General features: G+C 70.1%; 10 protein-coding genes and 1 tRNA gene. 8 read left to right on the top strand and 3 right to left on the bottom strand.

The genetic code is table 11. From position 1 onward, the window contains the following. Positions 1–300 precede the first annotated feature (300 nt). Positions 301–1,194, bottom strand: coding sequence for an SDR family NAD(P)-dependent oxidoreductase (locus I6J71_RS06155; RefSeq protein ID WP_204093831.1), 894 nt, complete (start codon positions 1,192–1,194; stop codon positions 301–303). A gap of 381 nt (positions 1,195–1,575) precedes the next feature. Between I6J71_RS06155 and I6J71_RS06150 the strand changes: the two genes are divergently transcribed. The 5 genes from I6J71_RS06150 to I6J71_RS06130 all read left to right on the top strand — a co-directional run bounded on the left by I6J71_RS06150 (position 1,576) and on the right by I6J71_RS06130 (position 9,722). Continuing rightward, the gene (locus I6J71_RS06150; RefSeq protein WP_239154467.1) at positions 1,576–2,790 is read left to right on the top strand and encodes an MFS transporter; all 1,215 of its coding nucleotides are present in this window, start codon (positions 1,576–1,578) and stop codon (positions 2,788–2,790) included. Between the two features lie 740 nt (positions 2,791–3,530). Beyond that, complete coding sequence (locus I6J71_RS06145; RefSeq protein WP_204093830.1) at positions 3,531–4,757, top strand: GGDEF domain-containing protein; 1,227 nt, start codon at positions 3,531–3,533, stop codon at positions 4,755–4,757. 262 nt (positions 4,758–5,019) lie between these two features. After that, on the top strand, positions 5,020–7,203 hold the full coding sequence (locus I6J71_RS06140; RefSeq protein WP_204093829.1) for a phospholipase A2: 2,184 nt from the start codon (positions 5,020–5,022) through the stop codon (positions 7,201–7,203). Between the two features lie 422 nt (positions 7,204–7,625). Further along, a complete protein-coding gene (locus I6J71_RS06135) occupies positions 7,626–9,056 on the top strand; it encodes an LCP family protein (protein WP_204096899.1) in 1,431 nt (476 codons plus the stop codon). Between the two features lie 186 nt (positions 9,057–9,242). Beyond that, positions 9,243–9,722: a helix-turn-helix domain-containing protein gene (locus tag I6J71_RS06130; RefSeq protein WP_204096898.1), complete on the top strand. Its 480-nt coding sequence runs from the start codon at positions 9,243–9,245 to the stop codon at positions 9,720–9,722. A gap of 212 nt (positions 9,723–9,934) precedes the next feature. On the opposite strand, the gene I6J71_RS06125 is transcribed toward I6J71_RS06130, so the two are convergent. After that, positions 9,935–11,395 carry an NAD(P)/FAD-dependent oxidoreductase gene (locus I6J71_RS06125; protein WP_204093828.1) on the bottom strand — a complete coding sequence of 487 codons (1,461 nt, stop codon included), beginning with the start codon at positions 11,393–11,395 and terminating at the stop codon, positions 9,935–9,937. 70 nt (positions 11,396–11,465) lie between these two features. Between I6J71_RS06125 and I6J71_RS06120 the strand changes: the two genes are divergently transcribed. Then, entirely contained in the window at positions 11,466–12,065 is a 600-nt protein-coding gene (locus I6J71_RS06120) for a TetR/AcrR family transcriptional regulator (RefSeq protein ID WP_239154466.1), read from the top strand. Positions 12,066–12,285: 220 nt separating this feature from the next. Continuing rightward, positions 12,286–12,744 (top strand): hypothetical protein, encoded by a 459-nt coding sequence (locus I6J71_RS06115; RefSeq protein ID WP_204093827.1) that lies wholly within the window; start codon positions 12,286–12,288, stop codon positions 12,742–12,744. Positions 12,745–12,923: 179 nt separating this feature from the next. Here I6J71_RS06115 and I6J71_RS06110 read toward each other — a convergent pair whose 3' ends face one another. Next, positions 12,924–13,145: a DUF3618 domain-containing protein gene (locus I6J71_RS06110; protein WP_204093826.1), complete on the bottom strand. Its 222-nt coding sequence runs from the start codon at positions 13,143–13,145 to the stop codon at positions 12,924–12,926. 120 nt (positions 13,146–13,265) lie between these two features. Between I6J71_RS06110 and I6J71_RS06105 the strand changes: the two genes are divergently transcribed. Next, a tRNA-Leu gene (locus I6J71_RS06105) sits at positions 13,266–13,342 on the top strand. The last annotated feature ends 121 nt before the right edge of the window (positions 13,343–13,463 follow it).

Here is a 13,463-nt window from a genome sequence, read left to right as displayed (position 1 = left end):
TACGCCACGCACCACCCATCGAGCCTGGCCGCACGTCTACAAACCCCACCAGCGCACCGAACCTGGCCGCACCGATCTACAAAACCCACCAGCACACCCAGTCCCCGCCCAGCACCTCGACCCGCCTTCTCCGCGGTCTGGACCAGTGTCAAGGTACGCTTTCCCGCCTTGACACGTGGTCCAGACCGTGACGACCCATCAACGATCGGGGTGCCCCTCGCAACCACCCCGGTCGCAACGTTGCGCGCCAGCGCAACGAGCCGCCCGAGCACACCTCCGCGGCGCGGGCCGCACTCCCCCTCAAGCAATCCGTGAACTATCCGTCCACTTCCGCAACTTCGGCGGCACCCTCTTCTCCAGCCCGTAGTTCTCCAGATGCGCCGAGAACACCTCGTCGAACGCGTTCTTCACCGTGTCCGTGTCCCACACCGGCCGCTCCAAGATCGGCTGCTCGAGGAACGGCTGCCCCATCACGTGCAGCTCCGGCCCGTTGCACCGGATCATCTGCCCGGTGATCCCGGCCGCCCCGTCGCCGAGCAGGAACAGCACCACCGGCGCGATCCGCGACGGCGTGCGCTCCGGGGGACAAGCCCGCAGCGCCCGTTCCGACTTCCACACCATCCGCGTGTGCGCCACCGGGCACACGGCGTTGACGCGGATCCCGGGCTCCTCCAGGTCCAGTGCCCACGAGTACGTCAGCGACGCCACCGCGCCCTTCGACGCCGCGTACACGCCGAGCTTGCGCTGGCCCAGTGACGCGCCGGACGAGATGTTCACGATCGAGCCGTGCGTCCCGGCGCCGACCATGGCCTTGATGGCGGCCAGCCCGGTGTACATGACGCCCAGGACGTTGACCCCGACCAGCTCCCTGGCCTGGTCGACGTCGTCCTCCCACGGCAGGGCCTCGTAGTTCAGGCCGGCGTTGTTGACGAGGCCGTCGATGCGGCCGAACTCGGCCACGCACAGGTCCACGATCGCCTGCGCCTGCGCCGGGTCCGCCACGGTGTGCCCGCTGGCGACGGCGCGGCCGCCGTCCTCACGGATGGTCGCGGCGGTGCGTTCGGCGAGCGCGGCGTCGACGTCGTTGACCACCACGGCACCGCCCGCCTGGGCCACGTGCACGGCGAACGCCTCGCCGAGCCCCCGGCCGGCGCCCGTCACCACCACGGCCTTGTCCTGCATGAGCCTGTCCATGTCCTGCCTCCCCACTGCGCGCGCCGGCGGGACGAGGGGCCGCACCGCCGGGCTCCCTTCCAGTCTTCGACCGTTCGGCGCGGCAGGCAGTGAGGTGGCGACGAACGGTGGCCGGGCTGCGCCGAACGAGTGGGGCACGATCAGTTCCCCGGTACCCCCGGACAGGTCAGAACCGAGCAGAGGAGCGCTCCTTCCGGCGTAGCCCGATCGGCGCAGTTGAAGAGAACACCCGGAACTTTTGTTCGCCTCCGCGTAATCAGCGGCATACTGATTGTCGTCCCACTGCTGAGGAGCTGTGACTCCCTCTGGGCCGCCGTCACAGCCCAGGCAGAATGCGACACGACACGTTCACCCGATCGGGGAGGGGGAAGTGGTCACCCGGTGACGACCCACGCCACGCCACGGCTGACGGCACCGCTACGGAACGTCGAGTACCGAGTTCTGTGGGCGGCCGAGGCCATCTCGAGCGCGGGCGACCAGCTGGCGAAGGTGGCGCTCGCCATTCTCGTCTACAACCGCACCGGCTCAGCGCTCTGGGCCGCCGTCGTCTACGCCCTTACGTTCCTGCCGGCGCTCGCCGGCGGGCTCGGCCTCGCCTTCCTGGCCGACCGCTACCGGCGCCGCACGGTGCTGAGCGCGAGCTTCTCGGTACAGGCGGTGCTGGTGGGGCTCATGAGCGTGCCGGGGATGCCGCTCGTGGTGCTCTGCTGCCTGCTGGTGGTCGTGCAGCTGGCCGCGTCGCCGGCCAATGCGGCGCAGAACGCCATCACGCGGGAGGTGTTCGCCGACGACGAGTTCTACCTGCGCAGCCAGGACCTGCGCGGCATCACCACCAACACCGTGATGCTGCTCGGCCTCGCCGGCGGCGGGCTGCTGGTGAGCCTCGTCGGCACGTCCTGGGCACTCGCGATCGACGCCGTGAGCTTCGCGGTCGCGGCCGTGATCGTGCGCGTGTGGGTGCACGACCGCCCGGCCGCGGGCGGCGAGCAGTCGACGTGGTTCGGGGCCACGCGGTACGTGTTCGGACAGCGCCGGCTGCGCGTGCTGATCGCGCTGTCGTGGCTGGTGGGGCTCGCCGTCGTCCCCGAAGGGCTCGCGGCACCGCTGGCGGAGCAACTCGGCTCGTCGTCCGCCGCCGTCGGCTGGCTCTTGGCGGCCGACCCACTGGGGTTCGTGGCCGGCGCCTACCTGCTTTCGAAGTTCGCATCCGCCCCGGTCAGGCTCCGCCTGCTCGGAGTGCTCGCGACGACATCGCTGGCCCTGCTGGCGCTGTTCCTGCTCCAGCCGAACCTGGCCCTCGCGCTCGTGCTCCTCGCACTCGCGGGTGCGATGGGCGCGTACATCATCACGGTCACCGCCACGTTCGCCACCTGGGTGCCGAACGAACTGCGCGGCGGCGCCGGCGGGCTCTACCGCACCGGCCTGCGCGTCGCGCAGGGAGTCGGGGTCGCGCTCGGCGGGGTGGTCGCGCAGGTGACCGGGTCCGCGATCACCGCCATCGCGCTCGCCGGTCTGCTCGGCGTCGCGCTCGCCATCCCCACCGCGTTCTCGTGGACCCGGGTGCGGCACGCGGTCGCCGCCGACACCGGGATCTGAGTCATGGCCGGCTCGTACAACGGCCGGGCCGATCCGGTACTCGGATCGCAGTCTTGTCACGCCTCGCGGTCACGCATAGCCGACCTCCTCTGCTCTCACCGTCACGAATCCCACCGTCACGAATCACTGGACGAAACATCGGGCCACCGGCTCGGGGTTCCCGGTCACCGGAATCACGCCTCGCGGTCACGCATCGTCGGCCACCCCCTCATCAGGTCACGCACGTTGACAATTTCGCGGCAAAGGGACAGGAACGATTCAGGCTTCGCGGTCGCGCATCGGGAAAACACCTCCTGGAGGCCGCGGCGGAGAGACCCGCACTGCAATTCGCATTCACAGGGTTCACCAGCCATCGGGGGAAGGCACCTCCTGGTGAGAGGCGCACGGTTGGACGGACCACGAATTCTGCGCTCGTGGACTGCACACCGCCGGGAAGTCGGTGAGTGCGATGATACCGGTAAGCGATAACAGCACCACAGCGGATACCACTACAAGCGATCTGCCCGAGAGACCGGAGGAGGCCGAGCCCGATGCCCGAGAACGGACACGCGCACGGTGAACCGACGGACTCCAAACGCTGGGTACCCACATCGAACCATGATCACCCCTCGAGTTCACAAGATTCTTCCGGTGGTTCACCAGCGGCGACCGAACGGTCGCAGGGCGTTGGCAAACGGCTTCGCGAGTTGATTTCCCGCAATCCGATCAGGTCGTGGGATCTGTGGACCAAGCCGCGCCCGATGATCGTTTTCCTGCTTTCCTGGGAAGCGCTCGCCGTCGGCGTGCTGACGTTCGCGATCGTCACCACCGGCGCCACGACGCTGGTCGACTGGGCCCGGTTCGGCATCCTCGCCGTGTGCGCCACAGTGCACATCCAGCTGACCCGGCGGCAGGAGGAGCGACGGCGCAACCGCGTGACGGCCGTCCACATCGACCTGTCGGGCATCTGGGTGTTCCCGGGTGCGCTGCTCCTGCCGATCCACCTGACACTGCTGCTGATCTTCATCGTCCGCGTGCAGCGCTGGTTCAACTCGCGGCGGCCGCCGCACAAGTTCGTGTTCACCTCGTTCACGCACGCCGTGGCCGCCCTGGTCGCGCACGAGCTGTACCAGACCTTCGCCTCGGCCGACATCCAGCACCTCACGCCCGGGAACTCGCTGAAGGTCTTCGGCATCCTGATGCTCGTCGGCTTCGTCTACGCGGCGCTGCAGGCGATCGTCATCGGCAGCCTGCTCGCACTCGGCGGCACGTCCGCGCCGACGCTGAGCAACGTGCTGGGCACGAAGGACGACAACCTGCTGGAGCTCTCGACGATCGGGCTGGGCACGATCGCCACGATCCTGCTGGTGAACATCCCGCCGGCGATCATCATCCTGGTGCTCATCACCGTGCTCGGCAACCGCCTCGCCGAGATCAACCAGCTGCAGTCGGAGGCCCGGACGGACCCGAAGACCGGCATCTTCAACGTGCGCGGGTGGTCCGAATCGGCCGAACGCGCCCTGGCGCGGGCCGCGCGCGGCAACGAAATGCTGGCGCTGCTGATGATCGACCTCGACCACTTCAAGTGGATCAACGACACCTACGGCCACCCGGCGGGTGACGACGTGCTGCGGACGGTGGCTCAGACCCTCGACGACATCACGCGGCCCAGGGACGTCATCGGCCGCTTCGGCGGCGAGGAATTCCTGATCCTGCTGCCCGATGTGGACCAAACGGCGGCCAAGGTGACGGCCGAACGAATCCGCACCGCCATCGCCGACCAGCAGATCGTGACCACCGACAAGCGCGGCGGGCGCGCCCGTATCACCGGGCGGACGACGTCGATCGGAGTGGCGCTGCTCGGCCCGAACGGAACGACGGTGGAACAGTTGCTCCACGCGGCCGACGTCGCTGTGTATGCCGCGAAGGAAGGCGGCCGGAACCAGGTGCGGTTCGCCGACGCGGATCCACCGCCGCGCCCGGCCTGAGCTTTCGCGAATCACCCGCGCGAATTACCGACGGACCCAATTCCGATTAATCGCGTTCGCCTCGCGAAACCCCGGATAACGAGCCGGAGAATTGTTCCGCTTTCGCTCTCCGTGACCGAACCGGCGGAATGGGGCGCCGTCAATTCATCACCACCTGAAATGCGTTTACCGACATTCGCCCGAACGGCCGTGGGGATACCCCCACCACGTCCAGGGGGCGTCCCCGTGCCGCCTCTCGTGAACAACTGGCACCCTGGAGCGCATGTCAGCCATCGACGACCGACCGGCCGCCGTCCGCCTCCGCCGTCCCTGGTCGACATCGGGCTGGCTCCTGCTGGTGCTCTTCGTGGTGTTCGCCTTCGGGCTCATCGCGTCGCGTCCGGCGTCGCCGCCGGACCAGGGCCCGCCGACCGGCGACGTGCTGGCGGCGCAGAACGCGATCGAGGCGCTGGCCCACCCCGGCCCGCAGCCGACGGCGCTCGCCCTGCTCCCGAAGGACTTCACCGCCGTCAGCGGCGTGCGCCCGGGCGCGCTGCCCGCGCGCGACGGGACCGTCCGCGCCGTCCACTTAGACGGCGGGTGCTCCGCCCCGTGGGGTGACGACAACACCAAGTGGGACTACGCCGTGCCGTGCAAGGCCCACGACCTGGGCTACGACCTGCTGCGCTACGCGGACAAGAAGGGCCACCCGCTCGACCAGAGCGTGCGGGCCGCACTCGACGCCCAGCTGTCGCACGACATGCACCACGCGTGCGTGGTGAACCCGATGGACTCACCGCGCACCTGCCAGCTCGTCGCGACGCTGTACTCCGCCGGCCTGGTCGTGAACTCGTGGCACCAGCGGTGGGGTCCGCCGGTCGCCGACCCGATCGGGCCCATGGTCGCCGGCGTGCTGGTGATCGGCTGCCTGCTGGTCTTCCGGCTGCGCGGCTGGCACACCGCCCGGCACACCACGCCCCGGCCCGTCCGGATCCCGACCGGCCCGCCCGCGCGGTGGGCGATCCTCGGCGTCGGCGGCGCGGTGCTGCTGATGGTCGGCGAATCGGCGACCGCGCTGGCCGACTGGGCGGGCGCGCCCGAGTCCGCGTGGTGGCCGGTGACATGGGTCACCCAGCTCACTGCCGTGCTGTTCTTCGCCGGCGGGCACGCGAACGCGACCGGCTGGCAGGCCGAACGCGACCGCGGCTACCGCCACTACCTGGCCGAACGCGCGAGCCCGCTGCTGCGGCCCGCGCTGATCTTCGCCGTCGTCGCGCTGGTCGTGCCCCTCGCGCTGGAGCTGCTCGGCATTCCGGCAGGCACGAACGCCACGGTCATGCGCATCGCGCTGCACCCGCTGTGGCTGCTCGGCGTGTACCTGCTGACGATCGTCGGCGCGCCCGTGCTGCTCGCGCTCTACCGCCGGATCCGGCTGTGGTCCGTGGCCGGGCTCGGCGCGCTCGTCGCCGGCGGCGAGGCGGCAGCGGCGTGGTCGGGTTCACCGCTGCCGGGGTACGGCGCGACGCTGGCGTTCGCGCTGCTGGCCCAGCAGGTCGCGTTCGCCCACGCCGACGGTCTCCGGCTCCCCCGGCCCGTGCTCGCCGGCGCCGCGGTGGCCGGTGTCGGCGCGCTCCTCGTCGCGACCTTCGCGCTGGGTGCGTCGCCGATCCTGCTCGGCAGCCCGGGCGCGCCGGCCGCGCTGTCGGCGCCGCCGTGGGAGGTCCTGCTGCTGGGGATCAGCCAGCTCGGTGTCGCCGGGCTGCTGGGCGCCCGGCTGCTGCGCGTCGCGGCGCGACCGCGGGTCAGCGGTGTGACGCGCGTCGTGCTGCGCGCGCCGATGAGCCTGTACCTGGCGTTCCTGGCGGCAATGCTGCTGCTCGTCGCGGTCGTCTACCTGCCGGGCCCGATCGCCGCCGGGCTGGCCTGGCTCGTGCAGCCACGCGCGGCCGTCGCGATCGCGCTCTTGCTGGTGCCCGCGGGCCTGGTGTTCTGGTGGTTCGAGCGACACGGCGGAGGGGAACGAAAGGGCCACGAGGACGGCCCCGTCCCACTTCCGCCCCGGCCGCGGGCGGTGACCGGCTGGCGCCCGGTGCTGCTGACGCGGGCCGCCGCCGCGCTCGGCATCGGCTACGCGACGCTCGGCGTGTTCGGGCTCGCTCTGGCCCGCTTCGGCAACGTCGCCGCGGACGCCGACTTCCTGGGCCTGCACCTCGACCCGGTCCAGAGCCTCGTGCACCTGCTGCTCGGCGTGCTGCTGCTGCACACCGTCCGCACCGGCGCCGCGCTGTCGGCCGGCACGTGGCTCGTGTGCGCGCTCGCCTGCGCTCCGGCGCTCATGGCCGCCGGCGACGGCCAGCCGGGCGGTGCGACGACGGTGGTGCTTCACACGGCGACCGCCGCGTTCGCCCTGCTCGCCGCCGCGTCGTGCCTGGTCCCGGGCCGACGTCCGGCGGGCGCCACGCCCTGACAGGAAACTCGGGGCGCGACACGCAAAGAGCCGACCAGGCAAAAGTGCCCGCGATGGCGGACGATGGTGGTGCAGGCCACACGGCCAGGGGGAGGTGCGGGCCCACCGCAACCCCGGCCAGGCACCATGCGTCTTCAGGTCCGGGAGTACCGGACACGGACGACGAGGAGTGAGGAGCGGACCGCGTGGACTATCCGCCACGGAACGGGCAAGGCGGCCGACGCCCCGCCCGCCCCTGGCAGGACACGCCGGGCAGGCGAAGCCCCGGCCGCGTGCCGCCACCCGGGCGCGACCGGCGGGATCGCGACCACGGCCCGCCCCGCTCGTCGCAACGCCGGTCCGGCCCGCCCCCGCGGCGGCCCGTGCGCCACCGCTCCTTCCGCGGCGCCAAGATCGCCGTCACCGTCGTGTCGCTGCTGGTCATGGGCCTCACCGGCTACGCGTGGGCCGCGATGCAGGGCCTCGTCAACGGCCTGAACTACGCCGACGTGATCAGCCCGAACTCGGGCGGCGACAAGCCCGCCGACGGTGCGCGTGACATCCTGCTCGTCGGCCTCGACAGCCGCACTGACGCGCAAGGCAACCCGCTCTCGCCGCAGTTGCTGGCCCAGCTTCGCGCGGGCGTGTCCGACGGCGAGCTGAACACCGACACGCTGATCTTCGTGCACATCCCGAACGACGGCAGCAAGGCCGTCGCGATCTCGATCCCCCGCGACTCGTACGTCAGCATCCCCGGCTACGGCCAGCACAAGATCAACTCCGCGTACGCCCGCGCGATGCTCGACGCCCGCAAGCAGCTGCAGGCGCAGGGGGTGGCGGACCCGAAAGAGCTCGACGTCAAGGCCAACCAGGCCGGTGCGAAGGAGCTCATCTCCACCGTCGAGAACCTCACGGGCTCCACGATCGACAACTACGCGGCCATCAACCTGCTCGGCTTCAGCGACATCACGCAGGCCATCGGCGGCGTGGACGTGTGCCTGAACGAGAACGTGAACGACCAGTACTCGGGCGCGAACTTCACCAAGGGCGTGCACACGATCTCCGGTGTGCAGGCGCTCGAGTTCGTCCGGCAGCGCCACGGCCTGCCGCGCGGCGACCTCGATCGTGTGGTGCGCCAGCAGGTGTTCATGGCCGGCATGGCGCGCAAGGTGCTCTCGGCAGGCACGCTGGCCGACCCGGGCAAGCTCAACGCGCTGATCGACGCCATCAAGAAGTCCGTGGTCCTCAACCAGAACTGGGACATCTTCAGCTTCGCCCAGCAGATGAAGGGCCTCACCGGCGGCCAGCTCGAGTTCCGCACCATCCCGACCGAGGACGTCGCCTACCAGACGCCGAACGACGGCGTCGCGATCAAGGTCGACCCGCACCAGGTGAAGAACTTCGTGCAGGGCCTGGCCGCCCCGCAGAGCGGCCAGCAGGCGCAGGCGCCGGAGCCGGACGACGCGAACAAGGGCACCACCGTCGACGTCCGCAACGCGTCGGGCCGCGACGGCTTGGCCGCGAGCGTGTCGAAGCAGCTCGTCGGCAAGGGCTTCTCCGCGGGCGAGACGGCCAACGCGTCGTCGCGCTTGTCCACCGTGATCTGGGTGCCGAACGGGGGCGAGGCCTCCGGCAACGCGGTCGCCGACGCGCTCGGCACCAAGGCGACCGTGCAAGAGGACAAGAGCGTGTCCCCGGGCCACGTGATGGTTTTCCTCGGCTCCGACTACCACCCGAGCGCCGACAATGCGGCCAACGGAGCGGGCGCCCCGGCGGGCTCGGGCAACGCGCCCGCGTCCTCCCCCGCCGCCCCGCCCGCCGGCTCGGGTGAGGACAAACCCATCACGGCCAACGGCGTCCCCTGCGTCAACTGACCTGTTCAGCGCACTCGCGGCTGCCCCGAACGGACCAGTCTGCGAAATCGTCACCAAAGACTTGGCGGAAACCGCGTAAGGAAAAGCCCGCTGCCCACTTTCATACACGTGAGACGCGCGCACGTTCGCAGTCACGGCAGCGGACGGGGGCGCGGTGGAGCGTTGAGCAGGGCAGGGGACGAGGAAGTGGTGATCGACGCTGAGCACTACCAGCGGATACTCGGAGACGAGCTCCGCAAGCTCCGGCGCAGGCGAGGGTGGACGCGCAAGGAGCTGAACACGCATCTGCAGAGCGAGATCTCGCTGCAGACGCTGGCGACGTACGAGCTGGGCACGCGGCAGTGTTCCGTCGTGCGCCTGGTCGAACTGTGCGTCGCGATGGACGAGCTGCCCCAGGACTTGCTGGCCAAGGTGCACCGGCGCGTGTTCGTCGAAGAACCGGGTCGCGTGCGCGTCGACCTGAACCGGGTCGTCGCCGAGGCCGCACCGGAGCTGCTGCCGCTTCGCCGCTGGGCCGAAGACCGCCTGCGGCGCACCCCGGAGCCGGGTGCCGGGTCCGGCTCGGAGGTGTCCCTCGACCTCCCGGCACTCGAGCGGATGGCCGAGCTGTGCGACCTGCCGGTCGTGGAGCTGATCAGCCACCTGCGCAAGCTCGCCCCGGCCTGATCCCGGAGCCGGGCTTCATCCGGACGGGGGCTTTCGCGTCGTCGGAGGCCGCGAAAGCCCCCGCACCTCCCCGCGTGGTTCGCGCACGCCCACGGCTCGCCGTGGTCCGTGCGCCGACCCCGCACGCCCTCCACAAGCCACTCCACAGACCACGAGGGGGACTTTCGCGCCTCCTCCCCTGCCGCGAAAGTCCCCTTCGTACCCTCGTCCGGTCAGCCGAGCAGTTCGTAGTCCTCGCGCCGGACGGTGCGGGTGTCGAGCCAGTAGCGCCACGTGAAGCCGGGCCAGATGGTGCGGTTCACGCCCTTCGCATCGAGGTACCAGCTCTTGCAGCCGCCCTGCGTCCAGATGCCCTTCGCGAGCTTGCGCTGCACGTCGGTGTTGAACGCCTCCTGCACGTCGGCCCGCGGTTCGAGCGCGCGGCCGCGCGCGAGCCGCAGCGCCTGGGCGATGTAGGAGATCTGGGCTTCGATCATGAAGACCACGGAGTTGTGCCCGAGGCCGGTGTTGGGCCCGAGCAGGAAGAACAGGTTCGGGAAGCCGTTGACGGTAATCCCGAGGTGCGTGCGCATCCCCTCGGCCGCCCACTCCTTGGCGAGGTTGCGCCCGTCGCGGCCGATGATCTCGAGGGTGTCGAACGCGTCGGTCACGTGGAAGCCGGTGCCGTAGACGATCGCGTCGACTTCGTGCTCCACGCCGGCCGCGTCGACGACGCTGTGCTCGCGGACCTCGGCGACGCCGTCGGTGACCACGTCGACGTTGTCCCTGGCCAGCGCCGGGTAGTAGTCGTTGGAGATCAGCACCCGCTTGCAGCCCATGGTGTAGTCCGGCGTCAGCTTCGCCCGCAGCACCGGGTCGGACACGGCGTGGTCGATGTTGCGCTTCGCGATCCGCTGGCCGAGCTTCATCACCCACGGCTGGCCGTTGAAGCCGATCGCACGGGCTTCGAGCGTCCAGTACAGGATGTCGCGGTAGGCGCGCTGCGCGAGCGGCAGCGCCTTGAACAGGCCACGCGCCCAGCCCGGCATGTCGTGGTCGGCCTTCGGCATGACCCACGGCGGCGTGCGCTGGAACAGCGTCAGCTGCGCGACCTTCGGGGCGATCTCCGGCACGAACTGCACCGCGCTCGCGCCGGTGCCGATCACGGCGACGCGCTTGCCGGTCAGGTCGTACTCGTGGTCCCACTGCGCGGAGTGGAACGCGGGACCGGCGAACTCCTCGATGCCAGGCAGGTCCGGGATCTGCGGCCGGTGCAGCGCACCGACGCCCGCGACCAGAGCCTTCGCGACGAACTCGCCGCCACCTTTGGTGCTGACGTGCCACCGGTTCTCGTCGGCGTCCCAGCGCGCGCCGGTCATCTCCTGGCCGAAGCGGATGTGGCGGCGCAGGCCGTACTTGTCGGTGACGTCGCGCAGGTAGCGCCAGATCTCCGGCTGGGATGAGTAGGCGCGCGACCAGCCGGGGTTCTGCTCGAACGAGAACGAGTACATGTGCGACGGGATGTCACACGCGCAGCCGGGGTAGCTGTTGTCGCGCCAGGTGCCGCCGACGGCCTCGGCCTTCTCGAGGATCACGAAGTCCTCGCGGCCGTCTTTCCGCAGCTGGATCGCCATGCCCAGGCCGGAGAAGCCGGTCCCGACCACGATGACCCCGGTCTCGGTGCGATTGCCCATTCGCCCTCCCGTGTACTGTTACCCGGAGTCCATCCTACTTTGAGTAGGTTACCGGCCGTAGAGTGTTCCCGTGACCACCGCGAAACGCAAGCGCATGCCCCGGGCCGAGCGCGAACGGCAGATGATCGAGGTCGCCGAGCGGGTGTTCACCGAACGCGGCTACGCGTCCGCCTCGATGGACGAGATCGCCGAGCTCGTGGGCGTCTCGAAACCGATGCTGTACGAGTACTTCCGTTCGAAGGAGGGCCTGCTGCTGGCGTGCATCCGGCAGTCGCGAGCGGCGTTGCGCGAGGTCACGGAGCAGTCGATCGTCGGCGCCCCGTCCGCCGAGGACGCCCTGCGGCGCGGGTTGCTGGCGTTCTTCGTCTTCATCCGCGAGCGGCGGGAGGCGTGGTCGCTGCTGCGGCACGAGATGGCGCTGATCGGCACGCCGGCCGCGGACGAGATCGAGCAGACCCGCCGCCAGCAGACCGACCTCATCGCCGCGCTGATGAGCGGCTACCTCGACAGCGAGGACGAACTGCGCGCCGAAGCGTCGGCCGAGTTCGTGGTGGGCGCGTGTGAGCGGCTGGCGATCTGGTGCGAGCGCTTCCCGGACGTGACCCCTGAGATGGCGACCGGTTACGCCATGGATCTGCTCTGGTCCGGACTGTCACGAAGCGCGGGTTGAATCACCCGTGAAGCTGCACGTGCATTAGACCATTCGGTCGTCACTCAGTGCGAATCCTCTCTGGTGTCTTGTGACACAGAGTTTTATTACGGTATCGAGAACCCTGTAAAAAGACTGATGGTCAGTCGCGAGCTGCGCGGGGGCGCAGGAATCGCGTCATGAGCGTGCGGTGGCCGAGTCCCGGCCAGTGAAGCACGCTGATGACGAGAGGGGTGAGGTAGTGGTGGAGACGATCACGGCGAGGTACGCGCACGAGAACGACGACTGGACGATCACCGTCAGCGGCCGCGGCAAGGAGGTCAGCGCCAAGGCACCCGGCATCATCGCGGCGCGCGACCGCGCGGACCAGCTGGTCGACGAGGTCGCCCCGGACGAGCGACCCACTGTCGTGCACCTGCTCAACGGGAGCGCGCTGGAGTTCACCAGCACGTACATGGCCGCCCGGCTCACCCTCCCGGACATCGAACCGCTGGAGGTCCCGCCGTCCGGCGGCGCCGCGGCGCCGAAGAAGTCTTCTGGGGCGGCCGAGGCCGAATCCGCGGCCAAGCCGCCGATGCCGCCGAGCAAGCAGCTCCCCAAGGAGGTCGAAGACCGCAAGGCCGGCCCCGGGAAGAAGACCGACCGCGCGAGCGCCGCGGCCAGTGCTGCCGCGAAGCCATCGGTCGCGCGGCGGAGCTGATCCCCAGGTCACCGTGCCGCCGGAGCAGAAGCCCCGGCCGGCCGGTTCGTCGTCGCCGGCTTTCGCACCGTTCGCGCCGCGAGCCTGCCGACGAGGGCACGGGGCAACCCAACCGTTTCCACCGGTTCGCGCGTTTGCGCAGTGCTCGCTTCAGCGCGCCCGTCCGCAGGCTCCGCAGCTCAGCGGAACAGCTTGCGGATCAGCAGCGCGACGATCAGCGCCCCGACGCCGATCAGCGGGTACTTGACCTTCGGGTCGTCGAACTTCGCGCGGATGCCGTCCTTGGCCTTGTCCGCGAGCTTCTGGGGGTCCGCCTTGGTGCCCAGCTGATCGAGCGTCGCCGCCAGAGCCGTCCTGGCCTGCTCGATCTCACGCTCGATGGTCTCGGGGTCGCGCGCCACGTGCCCTCCTCGCCGCGTCGGACTGTAGGCGCCCACGTTAGAGGACAACACCCCCCGACCGGCCACTGGCCACGCCGAGCGACCACGAACGTGGCGCGCGCTACGATTCCCGAGGCTTCGGGGGCCGTAGCCCAATTGGCAGAGGCACACGGTTTAGGTCCGTGCCAGTGAGAGTTCGAGTCTCTCCGGCCCCACCACGTTCCGCGATCCGCACTGGGGTCTTCGGACGGGCACGCACCCATCGCGCGTGCCCCGGCATACGGATCGGGCGGTGAGCCGGCGTCGATCCTTCGACGCGTGATCCTGGACACTGCCGGT

Source organism: Amycolatopsis sp. FDAARGOS 1241 (genome assembly GCF_016889705.1).
Classification (GTDB): Bacteria; Actinomycetota; Actinomycetes; order Mycobacteriales; family Pseudonocardiaceae; genus Amycolatopsis.
This window is presented reverse-complemented; position numbering and strand designations above follow the sequence as displayed.